The sequence below is a fragment of the Arthrobacter sp. LT660 genome, from assembly GCF_056172845.1.
On the sequence record NZ_CM149651.1, the window covers coordinates 1,271,597 to 1,290,769 of the forward strand.

At 66.9% G+C, this 19,173-nt stretch carries 13 protein-coding genes; 2 read left to right on the forward strand and 11 right to left on the reverse strand.

The features are described 5' to 3' along the window. Position 1: 1 nt before the first annotated feature. The 4 genes from AC0QSG_RS05820 to AC0QSG_RS05835 all read right to left on the reverse strand — a co-directional run bounded on the left by AC0QSG_RS05820 (position 2) and on the right by AC0QSG_RS05835 (position 7,510). Complete coding sequence (locus tag AC0QSG_RS05820) at positions 2 to 4,816, reverse strand: NAD-glutamate dehydrogenase (RefSeq protein ID WP_475376933.1); 4,815 nt, start codon at positions 4,814 to 4,816, stop codon at positions 2 to 4. 114 nt (positions 4,817 to 4,930) lie between these two features. Beyond that, positions 4,931 to 6,154: a CpaE/TadZ family protein gene (locus AC0QSG_RS05825; RefSeq protein ID WP_475376934.1), complete on the reverse strand. Its 1,224-nt coding sequence runs from the start codon at positions 6,152 to 6,154 to the stop codon at positions 4,931 to 4,933. 11 nt (positions 6,155 to 6,165) lie between these two features. Continuing rightward, positions 6,166 to 6,882, reverse strand: a complete 717-nt coding sequence (locus AC0QSG_RS05830; protein WP_475376935.1) for a hypothetical protein — start codon at positions 6,880 to 6,882, stop codon at positions 6,166 to 6,168. Between the two features lie 76 nt (positions 6,883 to 6,958). Then, positions 6,959 to 7,510, reverse strand: coding sequence for a hypothetical protein (locus AC0QSG_RS05835; protein WP_435726512.1), 552 nt, complete (start codon positions 7,508 to 7,510; stop codon positions 6,959 to 6,961). Between the two features lie 125 nt (positions 7,511 to 7,635). Here AC0QSG_RS05835 and AC0QSG_RS05840 point away from each other — a divergent pair, with 125 nt between their 5' ends. Both AC0QSG_RS05840 and AC0QSG_RS05845 read left to right on the forward strand, forming a co-directional pair. Beyond that, positions 7,636 to 8,391 (forward strand): LysM peptidoglycan-binding domain-containing protein, encoded by a 756-nt coding sequence (locus AC0QSG_RS05840; protein WP_475376936.1) that lies wholly within the window; start codon positions 7,636 to 7,638, stop codon positions 8,389 to 8,391. Between the two features lie 318 nt (positions 8,392 to 8,709). Next, positions 8,710 to 8,991 carry an Rv3235 family protein gene (locus AC0QSG_RS05845; RefSeq protein ID WP_475376937.1) on the forward strand — a complete coding sequence of 94 codons (282 nt, stop codon included), beginning with the start codon at positions 8,710 to 8,712 and terminating at the stop codon, positions 8,989 to 8,991. Here AC0QSG_RS05845 and secA read toward each other — a convergent pair. The 7 genes from secA to mtrA all read right to left on the reverse strand — a co-directional run bounded on the left by secA (position 8,988) and on the right by mtrA (position 19,031). Continuing rightward, the gene (secA, locus tag AC0QSG_RS05850; RefSeq protein WP_475376938.1) at positions 8,988 to 11,714 is read right to left on the reverse strand and encodes a preprotein translocase subunit SecA; all 2,727 of its coding nucleotides are present in this window, start codon (positions 11,712 to 11,714) and stop codon (positions 8,988 to 8,990) included. The genes AC0QSG_RS05845 and secA overlap by 4 nt on opposite strands. 67 nt (positions 11,715 to 11,781) lie before the next feature. Beyond that, positions 11,782 to 13,011: a winged helix-turn-helix domain-containing protein gene (locus tag AC0QSG_RS05855; protein ID WP_475376939.1), complete on the reverse strand. Its 1,230-nt coding sequence runs from the start codon at positions 13,009 to 13,011 to the stop codon at positions 11,782 to 11,784. Between the two features lie 30 nt (positions 13,012 to 13,041). After that, on the reverse strand, positions 13,042 to 13,728 hold the full coding sequence (gene hpf, locus AC0QSG_RS05860) for a ribosome hibernation-promoting factor, HPF/YfiA family (protein ID WP_475376940.1): 687 nt from the start codon (positions 13,726 to 13,728) through the stop codon (positions 13,042 to 13,044). 122 nt (positions 13,729 to 13,850) lie between these two features. Next, entirely contained in the window at positions 13,851 to 14,816 is a 966-nt protein-coding gene (locus tag AC0QSG_RS05865; protein WP_475376941.1) for a ComF family protein, read from the reverse strand. 108 nt (positions 14,817 to 14,924) lie between these two features. Next, positions 14,925 to 16,670, reverse strand: coding sequence for an LpqB family beta-propeller domain-containing protein (locus tag AC0QSG_RS05870; RefSeq protein ID WP_475376942.1), 1,746 nt, complete (start codon positions 16,668 to 16,670; stop codon positions 14,925 to 14,927). Continuing rightward, positions 16,663 to 18,351 (reverse strand): MtrAB system histidine kinase MtrB, encoded by a 1,689-nt coding sequence (gene mtrB, locus AC0QSG_RS05875; protein WP_475376943.1) that lies wholly within the window; start codon positions 18,349 to 18,351, stop codon positions 16,663 to 16,665. Before mtrB ends, AC0QSG_RS05870 begins: the two co-directional genes overlap by 8 nt. A gap of 2 nt (positions 18,352 to 18,353) precedes the next feature. Next, positions 18,354 to 19,031, reverse strand: coding sequence for an MtrAB system response regulator MtrA (mtrA, locus tag AC0QSG_RS05880; protein WP_435726503.1), 678 nt, complete (start codon positions 19,029 to 19,031; stop codon positions 18,354 to 18,356). Between the last annotated feature and the right edge of the window lie 142 nt (positions 19,032 to 19,173).

A 19,173-nucleotide genomic window follows, 5' to 3' on the forward strand; every position in this document is an offset into this window, starting at 1 on the left:
CCTACCGCCGAACCGTGGAACGCAGGAGGCGCAGGGCGACGGACAGAGACGCCATGTCGTCGCGCTCCAGGCTGTTGACCTCGTCGAACATATTGCGTACCCGTTCGAGGTTGTCGGCGTTCAGCGCCTCCCAGGCGTCCAATCGCGCCACGGGATCGTTTTGCTCCGGCGCCGCGGCGATGGCGGAACGCGTGATGTCGATGACCGTTGCGTACAGGTCGTCGCGCAACGCCGCGCGGGCCAGCGCCTGCCACCGGTCGTCGCGGGGCAGCTTAGTGATCCGCTCCAGGAGATCATCGATGCCGAAGCGGTCGAAGACGACGTAGTACGTCCTGGCGACGTCCTCGGCCGCTATGCCCGTTTCCGCGGTTGTCAGAGCGATGTCCAACAGGACGAAACTTTCGAACTGCTGCGCATAGCGCTCCGCCAGAGTTTGCGGGAGGCCCCAGGCCAGTGCCCGGGCTTCCCACTCCCCCACGCGCTCCGCGTCCCGGCCCCGCAGGAACTCACCGAGGCGGTCGCGCAGGGAAAGGACGGTGTCCTTGAAGGCGTCGACGTCCTTCTGGACGGACGTGCCGCGACCGACGTGCGCGATGAACCAGCGCGTGGCGCGGTCCAGTAGACGGCGCATGTCGAGCTGGAGCCGGCACCAGTGCTCGGTCGGGAAATCGGCCGGCAGCGCGACCACGCTGGAGACGAAGCCGTCCAGCGCGTAGATCTCTCGCAGCGCCACGAAAGCGCGTGCCACAACCGACTCCGGGGCACCCGTCTCCTCCATCACCCGGAACGCGTAGTTGATTCCACCCATGTTCACGATGTCGTTGGCGACCACCGTGGAGATGATTTCCCTGCGCAGCGGATGGATCAGGACCTCCTCGGGGAACCGTTCCGACAGCTGCCGCGGGAAGTAGTCCCGGAGCGTCCCGTCGAAATACGGATCGTCGGCGAGTTCCGTCGCCGTGAGCGCCGTGGCCAACTGGATCTTGGCGTAGGCGACGAGCACCGAGAGCTCCGGCGAGGTCAGGCCCTGTCCGCGTTCAAGCCTGGTCTCCAGCTCCTTGTTCGACGGAAGGAACTCGATCTCGCGGTTGAGGTCGGCGCTCTCCTCGAGCCAATCCATCATGCGCTCGAAACTCGGGCTCCACTCGGTCAGACGCTGCTTGTCGTTAAGGAGCAGGACGTTCTGGTCGACGTTCGTCTTGAGCACCAGATCGGCGACCTCCTCGGTCATGGAATGCAGGAATGCCGTTCGTTCCCCCGCGTCCAGCTTGCCGGTCGCGACCAGGCGGTCAACCAGGATCTTGATATTTACCTCATGGTCCGAACAGTCGACGCCGGCGGAGTTGTCGATGGCGTCCGTGTTCAGCAGGACGCCGTTGAGTCCGGCCTCGATGCGGCCCAACTGGGTCATGCCGAGGTTGCCGCCCTCGCCGACCACCCTGACGCGCAGCTCGCTTCCATCGACGCGTATCGCGTCGTTGGCCCGGTCGCCGACTTCGGTATGGGTTTCGTCGGACGACTTGACGTATGTGCCGATCCCGCCGTTGTAGAACAGGTCCGCCGGCGCCATGAGGATCGCGCGCAGCAGCTCCGGCGGGGAAAGTCGCGTGGTGCCGGCTGGAAGGGCGAGGGCGTCCCTGACCTGGGGAGTGATGTCGATGCTCTTGGACTCCCGCGGGTGGACGCCTCCTCCCTCGCTGATCAGCGAGGCGTCGTAATCCGCCCAGCTGGAGCGCGCCAACCCGAACAACCGCCGGCGCTCGTCGAACGATGCCCCCGAATCCGGGTTGGGATCCAGGAAGATGTGTCGGTGGTCGAAGGCGGCCACCAACCTGATGTGCCGCGAGCACAGCATGCCGTTTCCGAACACGTCTCCGCTCATGTCCCCCACGGCCACCACCGTGAAGTCCTGCGTTTGCGTATCCAGGTCCAGCTCGGTGAAGTGCCGCTTGACCGATTCCCAGGCGCCGCGGGCCGTGATTCCCATGGCCTTGTGGTCATACCCCACGGAACCGCCCGATGCGAAGGCGTCGCCGAGCCAGTGTCCGCGCTCCAGCGAAATTTCGTTGGCGATGTCGGAGAAGCTGGCCGTCCCCTTGTCCGCGGCGACGACGAGGTACGTGTCGTCTCCATCCAGCCGGACGACGTCGCGCGGGGGCACAACCTCCTGGCCCGCCGCCGTGGTGACCAGATTGTCCGTGATTTCCAGGAGCGAACGGATGAAGATGCGGTAGGCGGCTTTACCCTCCTCCATCCAGGCGTTCCGGTCGAGCATCGGGTCAGGCAGCTTCTTGGCGAAGAATCCGCCCTTGGCCCCCGTCGGGACGATCACGGCGTTCTTGACCATCTGTGCCTTGACCAGTCCCAAGATCTCGGTCCTGAAATCTTCGCGGCGATCGGACCAGCGCAATCCGCCGCGGGCCACCTCGCCGAAGCGGAGGTGAACCCCCTCTACGCGCGGCGAGTAGACCCAGATCTCGTACTTCGGACGCGGGTAGGGTGCCCCGTCGATGGTCCGTGGGAACAGCTTGAACGCCAAGTGCTCCGCGCCCTGGAAGTAGTTGGTGCGCAACGTGGAGTCGATGACGTTGACGAAGCGCCTCAGGAGCCGGTCTGCGTCGAGCGTCGGGACCCGCTCCAGCGCCGAGGTCAGCGCGGCGCGTGTTTCCGCGGTCCGCTGGACACGCGCCGCATCGCTCAGTGCGGGATCGAAGCTGCCCTCGAAGAGTTCGATCAGCGCCTTGGCCACTTCGGGGTTGGTCAGCAGCGTGTCGCTGATGAAACCGTAGGAGTTCGGGATGCCCAATTGCCGGAGGTACTTGGCGTAGCTGCGCAGGATGGCCACCTGGCGCCAACGCATGCCCTCGCGCAGGATCAACCGGTCGAACGAATCGGACTCCGACTTCCCCAGGGACACGGCGGCGTACGCCTCCGCAACCAGGTCGCTCGTCCTCAGCGGGTCGGCCCCGACCGGGTAGGTCAGACCGAGGTCGTAGAGGAAGAAGTCCCTGCCGTCCCCCCGTGAAATCGCGAACGGCTTCTCGTCCACCACCTCGAGTCCCAGGTTCGTCAGGACGGGCAGGATGCGGCTCAGGGACAACGGCTCCGTCAGATAGAGCTTGAGCCGCGCATCGACGTTGTGTTCGCCGTCGGTTGCGGCGGGAACGTAGACCTTGACGACGGGACCTTCGTGGTTTGGTTCGTCGTGGCGGCGGAAGTGTTCAATGTCCTCCAGCGCATCCTCGATCTCGAAGTCCACGCGATACGCCGGCGGGAACGCCTCGGCCCACTGCGATGACAGGGCGCCGGCCTCGCCGTCCGCGAATTTTCCCCGGACCGCCTGGTCGATGCCCTCGGGCCACGACCGCACGGCGAGCACGAGACGCTGCTCGAGATCCAACCTGTCGACGGCGGGGACGTCACCACCCTTGGGCAGCCTGATCCGGTAGAAGAGTCGGACGAGTGCGGATTCGCTCATGCGGACCTCGAAGTCCATGGCGTCTGCGGCGAAGGCCTTCTTGAGCTCGTCCTCGATACGCAGGCGCACGCCCGTGGTGTACCTGTCGCGGGGCAGGAACACCAGGGCCGACATGAAGCGCCCGTAGATGTCCGGCCGAAGGAAAATACTGGTGCGCCGTCGTTCCTGAAGCCGGAGGATGCCCAGGACTGTTTCGAGCAGGTCGACCGGCTCGATCTGGAACAGCTCGTCGCGCGGGTACGACTCGAGAATGGTCAGGACGTCCTTGCCGGAATGGGAGTCCGAGGCGAAACCCGAGCGTTTCATCACGGCGTCGACCTTCTCGCGGACCACCGGGATGCTGCGCACCGACCTCGTGTAGGCGCTCGAGGCGAACAGACCGATGAATCGACGCTCGCCGTTGACGTTGCCCTGCGGGTCGAAGCTCTTCACTCCGATGTAGTCCAGGTAGACCGCCCTGTGCACGGTGGAACGGGAGTTTGCCTTGGTGATCACCAAGGCCCGCTTTTCGCGTGCCTTGGCCCTCCCCGACGCGGTCAGCATCTGGACCTGTCCGGCCACGGACGGCTGACGCAACAGGCCCAGGCCGCTCTCGGCTCGGACGCGCAGCACGTCCTCGCCGTCCTGCGTTGCCAGGTCGTACTCCCGGTAGCCAAGAAACGTGAAGTTCCCGTCGTCGAGCCACCGCAGCAGTTCGCTCGCGCCGTGGAGGTCCGGCACTTCGTGTCCGTTGACCACCGAACCAAGCGAATCGGCGATGTCGTGTGCCTTGGCCCGCATGGCGGGCCAGTCCTCGACGGAGTCGCGCACGTCCGCCAGGACCTTTTCGAGTCCTTCGACAAGCGCCACGACGGCGTCGTCCGATGGCTGTCCGCCGATTTCGATGGATATCCAGGATTCGACGCGAGTCTGCCCCTCGGACTGCAACAGGAAACGGGCGAGATTGGGGAGCGATGCGGTGTCACCGCTGGAGATCGGAACCGCTGTGGACACGGGTTCCAGGTCGGTCAGCGTGCCGTCCGCGGCGCGATGCGCGATGAATGTCGGGTGGACCACGAGGTTGATGGCCTGCCGCTGGCGGCTGACTTCCGCCGTCACGGAGTCCACGAGGAAGGGCATGTCGTCCGTGACGACGTACACCACCGCCGTTCCGGCGTGCCCGCCAACGGAAACCTTGGCTTCCCCGGCGCCGCGCGTCTGTCCGACTGAGAGGTGGGCCCCCACCCTCGCCTCCAGTTCCTGCGCGGAATATCCCTCCGTGTCTTCCCTTGCCACGTGTCCGTAGTAGGTTTCGACGAATGCGGGCGTGAGCGTGTCAGCAATGAACCCAGAGGGCATGCCGGACCCCGACGACTTCAATGTAAGCCTCCGTGTGATGGTGTATACCGCGCCATTGCGGTCTTATGCCGTCCAGCCTATCCCGTCTACAGGCAAGTTCACATCGAGTCTCGGTTACCGCCGGAAGAGGCTCTTCCTTCGCGGAATTCCCACTCCTACGAGGCCCGCGACAGAGGTTCTCAAGCCGCTGGCCGGCGCCGATTCGGCAAGCGGACTGCCAGCCAGTAACGCCCCGTCGGCGGCCTCCGGATCCCAGGGCAGAAACGCCGCCACCGGGCGGTCCGGGCCGAACCGCGCCCAGGTTTCACGTAGCTGGCGTTCCGGCGATGCCCCGATGGAAGCCGACCTGACCTTGTTGAAGACGATGCGCGGCTCGATATCCGGAAATCGGTCCCCAAGTTCCTCGACGGCCTTGACCAGTCGTGGAACCCCCACGCTGTCCGCCGCTCCGACGGCCAGGACCTCGTCGGCGGCTTCGAGGGCCGCCGCCGTGGCCGCGTTGCGCTGGGGTGCAGACGTGTCGAAGCTGAGGTCCTCGTCGAATTCGATGGCGGGCGCCACGTCGACGACGACAAGGTCCGATTGCCGGCGGGCGAAGTCGAGAACGCGGGCCATCGACTCTGCTCGGAGTTCCGGCCACCGACTGGGCCGCGGAAGCCCCGTGGCCACGCGCAACCTTGCACCGGCGACGGCAAGTACGGAACACCCGCGTTCGAATCCAGACCGGTCCAATACGCCCTGGTCGGCCAGTCGGCATAATTGCGCGAGACCCGCGGATTCGTCCAACAATCCGAGGTGGACGGCAACGCTGGCGCCGTAGGTATCGGCGTCGACCAGCACGACGTTCTTGCCATCGAGGGCGGCCTCGACGGCCATGTTCACCGCTACGGTCGTCCTGCCCGAGCTGCCTGGAGGTCCCCACACTGCGGTGATGCGTCCGGGTGCGCGATCCTCCCAAGGTTCTCGTTGCACCGGTGGGCCGGCGGCGGGCGTCGGCATCCTTCCGCGCACCGCGCCGCCGCAGAGCAGTTCCAGTAGATCCGATATCGATTGCGCCGGCGCGCTCGGCGACTCGACGCTGGCGCCCAAACCGGCCAGTCGTTCCGTAGCCGCCCCGTCATCGGTCAGGACGAGCGCCGGGACACCGAGTCGCGCAAGGCTGTCCAGCGTTGCCGCGTCCACATCGAGGGGATCCCCCGCCAAGAGCGCCGCATCCGCCAAGCCCGATTCCGCCAAGGCAACGATCTCCGTGAGTTCGTCGCAACGCCGCACGACGGTCACGGCGCCGCGGAGGCGCTCCAACGCGTCCGTGACGCCGGCCGTGTCGGCCCACACCACGGCGGACACCGTCACGGCGTGCCACCGGACGGATTGTGGACCACTGTGATGCGCGCGTCGTTTGCCAGGGCATTGAGCAACTGCGCGAGTTTGCCGTCCTCCACAAGGACCTCGACCACGATGCCGGCGGTTCCGCCGAATCCGGTTTCCATCGGCCGTAGCGCGGAAACCTCGGCACCTGGGAGGAGAAGCTCGGGCTGCTCGTACGAGTTCGTCGCTGCCGTCTTCGCGCCCGACCAGATGTCAACGCGCGTTCCGACGACGACAGCCTGCGGTAGGGCCTGCTGCAATTCGATCGTCACCGGTTTGCGTCCGGTGGCATCCGGCACCCCCAACGCGCGCATCGGGACAAGTTCGCCAGCCCGGATCAACGTGTTCGCCTGGGCCCCTTCCGGAATACCACCGGCGACGGCGTAGCGGTCGGCGGTGCCGTCGAGGCGAACCTCGACCACGGACAGCCGGGACGCTTCCACCTTCTCTCCCAGCGAGATGTCTTCCTTGGCGACGTACATTGCCACGGACTTGTCCAGACTGGAGATCAACGCCACCACACCGGCAACCGACGCGACCATCAGCAGGATCCCGACCAGAAGACGCGGATCTTTCCACCCCGGCTTCCGCAGGCGGCGCAGCTCGCCGTCGCTCGTATTCGGTTCCATGAGTCGTCCCCCGCCTTCCGGGCCCTCGCCCGCCGCATGATTCGGCACCGCCGCCTGCGCGGAGGGCACGATTCCACACTATTGGTTAAACGCCCGTCACGGAAAAGCGAACCGCAAACCTGTGGACAGGGCACGCCCTGCGGACCTAGGGGTCGCGCTGGACGGCGGCGACGGCGTCGAACGGCACCAGAAGGAGCGACCGGACGGACGAGCCCCGCCGGAATTCACCGAGGGGATGGGCCGCAAGCTGGAGGTGATCGGCTCCAGCGTGGTCCAACGTCCCCGTCCCGAGAACGGCTCCGTCCCGGGCATGCAGCGTGACGCGTGCCCGGTCCCGCACCAGCGCCCTCAGTGCGGCACCGAGGCTCGGCAGCCGGCGTCCCCCGTTTTCTTCCGGTGCGACCCTGACACCCACACCCTCTACCGAACGGAGGGCCGCAACCGGCACGACGTACTCGGCTCCTCCGGACACCAGTCCCAGCCACCCCGCCCCCACCCGCTGCAGGCGTCCGCGCAGCAGAAGCCCACCCAAGAGCAGCAGGGTCACTTCCCCGCCAAGGTGGCCGCCCAGTCGTCTAGCCAAAGGAAGTTGGGAACGCTCAATGCGGACCATTTCCTGGATTTCGACCACGCGGTCACGGGCGGCTTCGCCGTTCATCTGCGCTTCGAGGTCGGCAAACAGGGCATCCCATCTCATGCACGCCAGCCTAGCGAACACTCGACACACTCTGGACACCCCGCACGACAAATGGCACGATATGGGCACAAGCGATACTAAACGACATCAAATAGCTTCTAATCCCCCAAAGAACGGTGAATGCAATGAGAGCCGAATCTCTCGACTATGCCTGGTGCCTTACCATCGCCGCACTCGGCACGTTTCTCCTCTGGTGCGGCTTGGGACCCCTGGACGGCGGTGCTCGCGCGCTCTTGGCCGTTCCCGCTTCGTCCAGCGAGTTCGAGAGCCTGAGCGCCTTGGCACTCATGGTCCTCGGCCTGCTGGTGCTGGGCTGGTGGGCCGTGGGGCTGGCGGCCGCGCTCGCTGCCAGCGTGATGGCACGTTCGGGGCACACGGAGGCGGCGCGTCGGACGGCGCGCCTCAGTCCCGCATTCATGCGTCGCCTCGTCGCGGCGCTGCTCGGCGCGAATCTGCTGCTGTCGCCCGCTGCCCATGCGGCATCGGCGCCCGCGTCCGCCCCGATCGTGGCGGCGAAGGCCACCGGGGTCCCCGTCCCCTACTGGGCGACCGACGTCGGAACAAGGGACACGGTAGCCGAATCGGCGGTAAATCCGCGGGCTACGGCAGGCGCCCCGGATCCGGGCTGGCGTGCGGAGAAACCGGCCGCACCCATGGACCGCGTACTCGGCGGATCCGCACCGTCGGATTCCGGACGGGACGTCGTCGTGACCCGTGGCGATTCGCTCTGGTCCATTGCGGCCCGGAGCCTCGGAGGCGACGCCACGGAGGCCGAGATCGCGCGCGAATGGCCGCGCTGGTATGGCGCGAATCGCCACACCATCGGTTCCGACCCCGACCACCTGTCGGTCGGGTCGATACTCATTCCGCCTGCCGGATAACCAACAAGCACCCAATCCAACGAACCGTCTCGGGAGGACATCATGACCACCACGCCGGAACCCCGCCCCATCACGTCCCGACCACTCCACGGCCCAGCCAGCGGCGGCGATCAACCCCACGCCGTCCGACGCTTCGCCGACGTGATGCCGTCATACGGCTCATCCACAGGAGGCTCCGCCGGCGCCTCACCGTCCGCGGGCGACCGACGCGAACCGCCGGTACGGTCGCCAAATCCCCCGGAGCCGATCGACCTGCGGGCAGAACACCGCCACATAGCGTCGATAGCCCGTGTCGTAGGCCAGGCCGCATTTGAATCGATGGCCGGCATCCGGCCGGTCCACCAGCTGGCCCGGTGGCTGGACCCCGAGAGCTTCGAGAAGATCTGCGACCGCGTCCAGCTCACGACGACGGCGCATCAGTCCGCAGGGACACGTCTCTACCGGAACACCGCGGTCCGGCGGACCCGCCTGTGCCGGGTCGGCGAAGGGGTCTACGAGGCGTCACTTGTCGTGGTGGACCAGACACGGGTCCGCGCCGCCGCTCTGAGGATCGAGCTGCGGCGCGGACAGTGGAAGGTTTCCGCCCTGGAAATCGGCTAGCTGCGCTTGCCCTTCTTGCCGCGGCGTTCTGCCCGGTTGGCCGACTCCGCGTCCTCCGCAGCGGTGCGTTCGACGTGGGTACTGGCGCCCCCGTCTTCCGAGGGGGCCGTGTACTGCAAGGTCGCCGGCTTGTCCGGTGCGTCGAGGCCGGGCGTGGACAGAACGGGGGCAAGAGTCGCTCCGCGGCCGTCAGTGACGCCGGGCAACGTCACCCGTGCGGGCTTCGCAACCTCGACCTCCACGTTGAAGAGGAAACCGATGCTTTCTTCGCGGATGGACTCCATCATGGTCTGGAACATCGTGTAGCCCTCGCGCTGGTACTCGACCAGCGGGTCACGCTGGGCCATAGCCCGCAATCCGATGCCTTCCTTGAGGTAGTCCATCTCATACAGGTGCTCCTGCCACTTGCGGCCAATGACACTCAGCACGACCCGACGCTCCAGCTCGCGCATGTTCGGTTCGCCCACGGCCTCCTCGCGCATCTGGTACTGCACCCGGGCGTCGGACAGGATCTCCTCGTGGAGGAACTCGGAGGTGAGCTTTCCCTTGCCGCCGGCCTCCTCCAGCACCTCGTCGATCGTGAGGGACACGGGATAGATCTGCTTCAGGTTCGTCCAGAGCCGCTCCAGGTCCCAATCGTCCCCGTGGCCCTCGGCCGTGGTTTCGGTGACCATGGCGGTGACGACATCCTCCAGGAAATGCCCGACCTTCTCGTGCAGGTCGCCGCCTTCGAGAATCCGGCGCCGGTCGCCATAGATGGCCTCACGCTGGCGGTTCATGACGTCGTCGTACTTCAAGACGTTCTTGCGCTGCTCGGCGTTCGTTGATTCCACCTGGCCCTGCGCCGTTTCGATGGCCTTCGAGACAATTTTCGACTCCAGGGCCATATCGTCCGGCATGGACGGGTTGTTCATGATCCGCTGCGCCGCGTTGGCGTTGAACCTGCGCATCAGCTCATCGGTCATGGACAGGTAGAACCGCGATTCGCCCGGGTCGCCCTGTCGGCCGGAACGTCCACGCAGCTGATTGTCGATGCGGCGGGACTCGTGGCGCTCGGTGCCGAGCACATACAGCCCGCCCTGCTTGCGGACCTCCTCTGCCTCGGACTCGACCTGCATGGTCGATGCCGCGAAAACCTCGTCCCAGACGCGTTCGTACTGCTCCGAATCGGTGGCCGGGTCAAGACCGCGCCGTTCCATCTCGGCAACCGCAAGGAACTCGGCGTTGCCTCCAAGCATGATGTCGGTTCCGCGTCCGGCCATGTTGGTGGCCACGGTCACGGCGGCCCTCTTGCCCGCCTGTGCAATGATCGCGGCCTCGCGCGCATGCTGTTTCGCGTTCAGCACCTCGTGCCGGACGCCTTCCTTCGCCAGCTTGCGGGAGAGGTACTCGCTCTTCTCGACGCTGGTCGTTCCGACCAGGACCGGCTGTCCGGCCGCGTGGCGTTCGGCGATGTCCTTGACCACTGCCTCGAACTTCGCGATTTCATTCTTATAAATGAGGTCCGACTGGTCCTGGCGCTGCATCGGCTTGTTCGTCGGAATCTCCACCACACCGAGCTTGTAGGTTCCCATGAACTCGGCGGCCTCGGTCTGGGCGGTACCGGTCATTCCCGACAACTTGGAGTACAGACGGAAGTAGTTCTGGAGCGTGACGGTGGCCATGGTCTGGTTCTCGGCCTTGATTTCCACGCCCTCTTTGGCTTCGATGGCCTGGTGCATGCCCTCGTTGTAGCGGCGTCCGGCCAGGGTGCGCCCCGTGTGCTCGTCGACGATCATCACATCGCCGTTCATCACGACGTAGTCCTTGTCCTTCTTGAAGAGTTCCTTGGCCTTGATGGCGTTGTTCAGGAAACCGATGAGCGGCGTGTTGGCGGACTCGTAGAGATTGTGGATGCCGAGGTAGTCCTCGACCTTCTCGATACCGGATTCGAGGACACCGATAGTGCGCTTCTTCTCATCGACCTCGTAGTCTTCGTCGAGCTTCAGCCGGGTGACGAGGCGGGCGAACTCCCCGAACCAACGATTCACGTCGCCGGTAGCCTGCCCGGAGATGATCAGCGGGGTGCGGGCCTCGTCGATGAGAATCGAGTCGACCTCGTCGACGATGGCGAAGTTGTGCCCGCGCTGGACGAGTTCGTCCTTGGACCACGCCATGTTGTCGCGCAGGTAGTCGAAGCCGAACTCGTTGTTCGTGCCGTAGGTGACGTCCGCAAGGTACTGCTCGCGGCGGACGGAGGGGTCCTGGTTGGACAGGATGCAGCCGCTGGTCAGGCCGAGGAAACGGTACACGCGGCCCATCAGGTCCGACTGGTATTGCGCCAGGTAGTCGTTCGTGGTCACCACGTGCACGCCCGCGCCGGTGATCGCGTTGAGGTAGGCGGGACCGGTGGCCACGAGCGTCTTGCCCTCGCCGGTCTTCATCTCGGCGATGTTGCCCAAGTGCAGCGCGGCTCCACCCATCAGCTGGACGTCGAAGTGGCGCATTCCGAGGGTACGGCCTGCGGCCTCGCGTACCGCCGCGAACGCCTCGGGAAGCAGGGAGTCCAGCGTGGCGCCATCCTGGTAGCGCTGCTTGAACTTGTCCGTTTCACCGCGCAGCTCGGCATCGGTGAGCGACCTGAATTCCTCGTCGAGCACGTTGACGGCGTCGGCGTAGCCGCGCAAGCGCTTCAAGGTCTTCTTGTCGCCGGTTCGCAGGACGCGTTCTAGCAGTGATGCCACGTGGCAGCTCCCAAATCTCAGGCACAGGAATTCTGGCTAGGCCAGTCTACGTGAGACACGATCGACCTCAGGGGATGGTTCCCGCGCCGTCGTTTCGCACCTCCGCCGCGAGTTCCGGGGCCAGGTCGCCGCGCGGTTCAACCACCACCTCGCCGAGCCCCAGCCACCCGGCCATCAGGCGCAGTTCCCGGGCCAACTCGCCGGCCGTCTCCCGTGGTGCGTCGGTCTCCGCGTGGCTGGCACGGACCAGCAGCTTCCCGTTCGCCCGATCCGATTTCAGGTCCACGCGGGCCGCCATTCGCTGGCCCAAAAGGAACGGCAGGACGTAGTAGCCGAACTGCCGCTTCGGTTCGGGCGTGTAGATCTCGATCCGGTAGCGGAAGCCGAAGAGCTCCTCGAGCCGCCGGCGTTCGAACACCATGGAGTCAAAGGGACCCAGGAGAGCCCGACCCGACGCCGTTCGCGGCACCGCGGCAGCGACGTGCACGTATTGGTCGCCGCGCCAACCGTCGACGTGGACGGGCTCCAGCTCGCCCCGCCCCACCAGCCGGTCAACCGCGCGCGCGGCCGGCTTCAGGGGAACCCGGAAATAGTCGGCGAAGCAGCGCACCGTGCCGATTCCGTGCGCCCGCGCCGCCGCAGCGATCAAGCGCAGCATGGCTTCGTCCGGGTCCGGGTTCGGATCGGCCGGGAAACCACCCGGCAGCACGCTGGCGATGGGAGCGTAGCGCCGCTCGAACTGCTGGGTGCGGCCGGCGGATCCCACATCGCCGGCCGCAAACAGCACCTCGAGCGACCTCTTGACCGCAGACCAGTTCCAGCCCCAGTTGTCCGGATGCGGGTCCTCCACGTGTCCGAGGCGCGCCTGCACCTGGCGGGCCGTCAGGGGCCTCGACGCGTGCAGGGTCTCCAGCACCAGGTCGGCGGTCCGCCGGAGCTCGCCGGAGTCGCTGGAGAACTCGCCCATCCAGTTGCGGCGCTGCCAAACCCGCAGGTCAGCGAAGTGCTCCGGGCGGACAAAACTTGCCTCGTGCGCCCAGTACTCCACGAATCGCCGGGGCTGCCGTGACGCGAGCCGGTCCAACACGTCGCGGTCGTAGTCCCCGAGGCGGGAATAGAGCGGCAGGTAGTGCGCGCGGCTGAGGACATTGACCGAGTCGATCTGCAGGAGTTGTAGCCTCTCCACGGCAAGGCCCACCCGTCGGGCACTCGCCCGGCCGGTGGGCCTCCGTGTGGATAGGCCCTGGGCCGCCAGCGCGATGCGCCGTGCCTGTTCCAAGGTCATCCGTGGTGTCATGCGGCCAGTCTAGGACCGGCCATCCGCGTCCTAGGCGTTTGCCGCCTCGGCGCCGCGGTAGTGGCGAACCTCCACCGTTTCCTCGTCGTTGCATTCGCCGTCCAGGGAGATGATGCCGTAGGCCCAGCCCTTCCGGCGGTAGACCACCGACGGCTGGCCCGTGGTGTCGTCGACGAACAGGTAAAAGGGGTGTCCCACCAGCTCCATGCGGTCGACGGCGTCGTCGACGCTCATGGAAGCCGCGGGAAAGACCTTCCGGCGGATCTCCACCGGGTTTTCGGCGGGGGCCTCCGCCACGGGAGCCGCTGCTTCGGCCTGGTCCCTTGCGGCCTCCTCGTGGAGGGGCACGGTCGAACTCGCCGGTTCGAGTGTGGACGTGGCCTGGAAAACCGCCTGCGGCGTCTGGCGTCCGTGGTGGACCTTCTTGCGGTCCCTTGCGCGCCGCAGACGCTCGAGCAGTTTGGAGAAAGCGATGTCGAATGCCGCGAACTTGTCCGCCGCCTTGGCCTCCGCGCGGATGGCAGGTCCCCGGCCGACGACACTGATCTCAACGGTGAGCTGCGTGTCGGTCTGGCGTGCGTTGGGCTCCTTGGTCACCTTGACGTCGAGGCGCTGGACCTTCGTTGCCAGTTGCTCGATCTTCGCGACCTTTTCGTCCGCGTACTCCCGGAACCTGTCGGAAACCGTCAGGTTGCGTCCGGTGATCATCATCTCCATGGTGTCCTCCTACTACTTGCCTCGGGTGACACATCAGCGGCCAAAAGGGGTGCTCCTTCCAGCCGCTGAAGATGGGTTCTTATCCTCCTGGCGAGGTGCCCATAACTCACCGTAGTTCACCCCTAGCCGGTTTCAATGGAGTTGCCAAATGTTTCTCGTTCACCGTCCGCTGAACCGTCCTGTGCATCCGCGGAGTCGGCGTGTCGGGGCGGACGCGTCGCGGCGACGAAGACGGCCGCCTCGACCCGTGCACCGGCCTCCGTAAGGCACCGGTACGCCTCTGCAACCGTCGCGCCGGTGGTCAGCACGTCATCCACAATCACGCAGGTCCGGCCTTTCGCGACCTTGCCGCGTCGCACCGACATGGATCCCCTGGCCTGCCCCCGTGCACGGCGCCCCTTGCCCTTCTGCGCCCCGTGGCCGAGGCCAAGGAGGTCGCGCTGGACGAGCAACCCCTCCACCCGTGTTCCGCGTGGAAGCAACCCCCGCGCGGACACCCACCCGGCAAGGACGTCAACGGGGGCGTATCCACGACGCGTGCGCGCGGCGAAGCGGGAGGGAACGGGGACCAGCAGCACCTCCGAGTCTGCGCCTCCGTCTCCGGACGACGGCCCGTCACGTTCCCAGGCCGGGCGCGCTGTTCTCAGGGCACCGGCGAGCGCCGGTCCCAACACGGATACGAGTCCCGTGCGTTGTTTGTTCTTGAACGCCAACAACGCCGCCGCCAATTCGTTCCGGTAGATCCCCGCGGCGACGGCCGGAAGCGGCTCGAGGAATCCCCCCGGCGTCCCGCCGGCGTCGATGCCGGCTCCCACGGGCGGGGCGGTGGCGCGTACGGGTGAGAGGGCTTCCCGCAGCGGTAGCGACTCCGCGCCGTCGTGCGCGGGAAAGGGACGCACCGTGGCGGCGCGGATCACCGCCCGGCAGCGCGGGCAGAGCACCGCGTCCGACGCCCCGCACCCGACGCAGTCGGACGGGGAGAGGACCGAGGCCAAGTCGCGCAAGGCCGCCACGGCCGAGAGTGCCCGGGGGTGGAAAAGCCAGGCGTCCACTGTCGCTGCGATGTGGGGTGCGAAGGGGCGGTCCATGGCCCCATCGTCGCCGACGCGGGGCCGTGCCGCGCTCGGGCGACGCCGGACTGTGGACCGGCGGCGCGGACCGGAACGTGTGGAAGGACTTCGGCGTGGAGGCGGGCGTCAGCCGGGGTAGGCCAAATAGCGGGCCTGTCCCGCCTGCTTCTTCCACAGGTTGCTCACCCGCGAGTAGACTCCCTCGGGCGTTTCCGCGTAGACGGTGCGCTGCTCGCCCGGCGCGGCCGATATTCCCGTCATGCCCAGCAGCGGCTGGAAGACTTCGCTGTCCCCTGCCAGCGGGATGCGTTCGGCCTCGACCGGCTGCTCGTTGTCGGGCGCCATGACGATCACGGAGGTCGCCGAGTCCCAGACGGCCTTGCCCACGGGGACGGTCGAGGGTAGGCGCGACGGCTCGATGAATCCGCGCGGCACGCCTTCGGTGTCCCTGATCACTCCGGAGACGTACACGCCCGCCTCGCCATCGATTTCGGCGACCACGACGGCGCGGGCGCCATCCCGGGAGATCCGCAGTGACGAGACCACCGCATTATCCATCCAGGCGGCCGCAACCTCACGGACCTCGCCGTGGCGCGCCCTGTCCTCCGGCACCGCATACACGTGGGTCCGGTCGGTGGGATCCACCGTCCAGGTCCATCCATGGATATCGATGCTGGGCGCCAACAGGCTTTTTCCCGATGCGCCGCGCCGGACGGCGCCGCCCTCACCGACCGTGAACAGCCGGCTCCGGTCGCCGTTGAGGAAGGCGAAGCGGTTGCCGGCCGGGGACATGGCCGGGTCGCGGGGATCGTGCCCGGAGATGTCCCCGACACCGACCACTGCCTGGACGCCGTTCCCCTGGTAGTAGACCAACTGCTTGTCCGCAACCGCCACCTGCGTGTCCGGAACCGCGGGGTTGACGACGGCGTTGACGAAGTCGGGCGACGTGTCCCCCAGACTGACCGCACGCTGTCCGACCGTCATCGTGACGGAGGAGATGTTCCCGACGCCGGCCAGCGTGAGCTCCAGTTGCTGCTGCATCTGCTGGCGGTGCAGTTCCGTGGTGTCGGCGAACACGCCGTCCGCGAAGTCCACCGTCGCGTGCCGGGCCTCCACGGGCACGGCCGCCCGGGCCAACTCGCTGTCCTCCGGGAACGCGGTGCGCACCGCGTTGCGCAGATAAGGCGCGGGACCCGCCAACATGGATTCGACAAGGGGCGCGGCAAGGGACTGCCGGTTGGCGAACCACCGGTAGTCGGGAATGGCGTAGGCCAGCGTCGAATCGTAGAAGTACAGGGCGTAGGGCGAGAACAACACCGGGAAGTTCCCCTGCTCCACCAGCGTTCCGTCCGGCGCGGCGGAGATGCGCCATTCGTCTTCCACTTCGGTCAGGGCAACCTCCACGGATTCGGTGGCGTTCTCGGGGCTGCGGGTCAGGATGCCGTGCTCGTCGATGGTCGCGACGACGGCCAATTCGATCGTGTAGCTGCCCTCCTCGACATTGGAGACGACGTTCGGCTCGGAGTCGTAGACCAGGGTTCGTGCCGTGCTCTGCCAGGAGCGCGCCAGTTCGGGAGCCAGGTATTCGCGGGCCACCTTGTAGTCGTCCTGCGGCGAGATGCCCGCACGGTAGAAGCCCGCGATGATCTCGACGGGGCCGGCACCGTCTTCCGGACCGGGCGGCGTGAAGGCGTACTGGAATTCGGACTCCGTCTGGCCCTCGGGTCCGATGGTGCCCACCGCCCCGCGGACGGGTATGGAGCCACAGCCGGCGGCGAGGAGCACGACGGCGGCCAGCATGGCGACCAGCGCCCGCACCGGCACGCCGTGGAACCTTCCACCACCCCTACGCTCGTCCTGCGTTCTAGGCATCCTGTCCTCCCGTCGCATCCCTCTCCCCATTTTCGACCGTGTTGTCCTTCGGCACCAGCGGCAGTGGCGAGGCCTCCACCGTGCCCCCCGACCGACACGGCAGCGTGAGGCGGAACGAGGCGCCGTGGCCCTGCTCGCCCCATGCCTGCAGCCAGCCGCCGTGGAGCCGCGTGTCCTCCGTGGCGATCGAGAGGCCCAGGCCGCTGCCGCCGGTGGTCCGCGCCCGTGCCGGATCCGCCCGCCAAAACCTGTCGAAGACACGGGCGGCGTCGGCGGGCGACATGCCGATGCCGTGGTCCCTCACCACGACGGCGACGGAGTGGTCGTCCCCGGCCACCGTGATGTCAATGGGGCGGCCCTCGCCGTGTTCCACGGCGTTCATGACCAGGTTCCGGACGACGCGTTCGATGCGCCGCGGATCCATCTCCACGACGCACCCGTCCGACGGCGCGTGGATGCGCAGCGGAGTGCCCGCGGTCTCCGCGTGCATCTGGGCGGAATCGACGACGCGTCGGACGATGGGGACGATGTCGAGGGCCTCGGCGTCGAGCACCGCGACGCCGGCGTCGAACCGCGAGACCTCCAGCAGGTCGTTCAGCAGGTTCTGGAAACGCTCGACCTGGTTGTAGAGCAGTTCCGCGGAGCGCCTGTTGACCGGGTCGAAGTCCGCGCGCGCGTCGTGGAGCACCTCCGCCGCCATGCGCACCGTCGTGAGCGGGGTGCGCAGTTCGTGGGACACGTCGGAGACGAAACGCTGCTGCATCCGCGACAGCCTGGCCAGCTGCGTGATCTGGTCCTGGAGGTTCGCGGCCATGCGGTTGAACGATGTCCCCAGCCTGGCGATCTCGTCTTCCCCGTGGACCTCCATGCGTTCCTGGAGTTCCCCGTCGGCCAGCTTCTCGGACACGAGCGCCGCGTTGGAGACCGGTCGGACCACCAGCCGCGTGGTGTACCAGGCGATGCCACCGGTCACCACGAGCAGCACGATCCCGCCGATCCCCATCACACGGTGGATCAGGTCGAGCGTTTCCTGGACGGAGGACAGGTCGTAGACCAGATACAACGCGTAGGCGCGTCCCGGCGGGAGCGATACCTGCGTCCCGAAGGCCAGGCCGGGGACGTCGATGTTATTCCGCGGGTATTCGATGGACTGCCAGAAGACGCCCGAGTTTTCCCGGACGGTCGTGGCGAGCGCATCGGGAATGACGCCGGTGGTGAGTCCTCCACTGGCAGTGTTCGTGACGTAGATGTTCTCGGAACTCGGAAGGGGCGTCAGCACGAAATCCCGTTGGACGGTTGCGCCGTCCCCCTGGACCAGTTTCAGCGTGTCGTTGACGAAGGCCACGGTGCTGGACCGGTCCGTGGTCGCCGCCGACTCGAAATTGGACTTGACCCGGTTCAGCCCGCGCACGGATTCGTCTTCAACCTGCCGGAACCGCTCCTCGAACAAACCGGCGGCGATCTGGTTGGACAGGAACGCGCCGGTTCCGGCCAGTGCCAAGGCCGAGAGCAGGACGGTGGCGGCAACCGCGCGCAGCTGCAGGGAGCGGCGCCAGGCGTTGGAGACGCGTTGGATGCGCCGGTTGTTGCGGAAAGCGGCCACCCGGCGGCGCGGCTTCTGGACGGTCGGTGTTCCGTCGCCGGTTCCCGCCGCCTCCTCCGGCGCCGCGACGGATCCCAAGGTCAGCCTTGGCCGGCCTTGTAGCCGACACCGCGGACGGTCAGCACCACTTCAGGGTTCTCCGGATCACGTTCGACCTTGGACCGCAGCCGCTGGACGTGAACGTTCACCAATCGCGTGTCGGCGGCGTGCCGGTAGCCCCAGACCTGTTCCAGCAGAAGCTCGCGGGTGAACACCTGCCAGGGCTTGCGCGCCAAGGCCACGAGCAGGTCGAATTCCAGGGGCGTCAGCGAGAGGTGTTCGGAGCCGCGCGTGACGGAGTGGCCGGCCACGTCGATGGTGAGGTCGGCGATCTTGAGGGTCTCAGGCGCGTGTTTCTCGCCGATGCGCAGGCGGGCCCGGACGCGGGCGATGAGTTCCGCGGGCTTGAAGGGTTTGGGCACGTAGTCGTCCGCGCCGGACTCCAGGCCGCGCACGACGTCGGCCGTGTCCGATTTGGCTGTCAGCATCACGATCGGGACGTCTGCCTCGGCGCGGATGAGCCGGCAGACTTCGATTCCATCCATGCCGGGCAGCATCAGGTCCAGCAGCACCAGGTCCGGCTTGGCGTTGCGGAACGCCTCCAGCGCCTTGGCGCCGTCGTAGCAGAACACGGGATCGAAGTCGTCGTTGCGAAGGACGATGCCGATCATCTCGGCCAACGCCTCGTCGTCGTCAACCACCAGTACTCGAGCCTTCATGGCTCCCCCTTTCCCACGACGACGGCGAGCGGCCGCCGTCGTCCAACAACACTATAGGAGGCCATGGCGCGGCAGGGCCGCGCGGCGCACCGCGGGCACTAGGCTGGTCCAAGATCGACTCGTGACTTGTCGACTCGTGACA

Excerpts from the sequence above, each read along its gene's own strand:
- AC0QSG_RS05820 (WP_475376933.1), bottom strand. The coding sequence starts at position 4,816 with ATGCCCTCTGGGTTCATTGCTGACACGCTCACGCCCGCATTCGTCGAA.
- AC0QSG_RS05835 (WP_435726512.1), bottom strand. The coding sequence starts at position 7,510 with ATGAGATGGGATGCCCTGTTTGCCGACCTCGAAGCGCAGATGAACGGC.
- AC0QSG_RS05840 (WP_475376936.1), top strand. The coding sequence starts at position 7,636 with ATGAGAGCCGAATCTCTCGACTATGCCTGGTGCCTTACCATCGCCGCA.
- AC0QSG_RS05845 (WP_475376937.1), top strand. The coding sequence starts at position 8,710 with ATGGCCGGCATCCGGCCGGTCCACCAGCTGGCCCGGTGGCTGGACCCC.
- AC0QSG_RS05855 (WP_475376939.1), bottom strand. The coding sequence starts at position 13,011 with ATGACACCACGGATGACCTTGGAACAGGCACGGCGCATCGCGCTGGCG.
- hpf (WP_475376940.1), bottom strand. The coding sequence starts at position 13,728 with ATGGAGATGATGATCACCGGACGCAACCTGACGGTTTCCGACAGGTTC.
- AC0QSG_RS05865 (WP_475376941.1), bottom strand. The coding sequence starts at position 14,816 with ATGGACCGCCCCTTCGCACCCCACATCGCAGCGACAGTGGACGCCTGG.
- AC0QSG_RS05870 (WP_475376942.1), bottom strand. The coding sequence starts at position 16,670 with ATGCCTAGAACGCAGGACGAGCGTAGGGGTGGTGGAAGGTTCCACGGC.
- mtrA (WP_435726503.1), bottom strand. The coding sequence starts at position 19,031 with ATGAAGGCTCGAGTACTGGTGGTTGACGACGACGAGGCGTTGGCCGAG.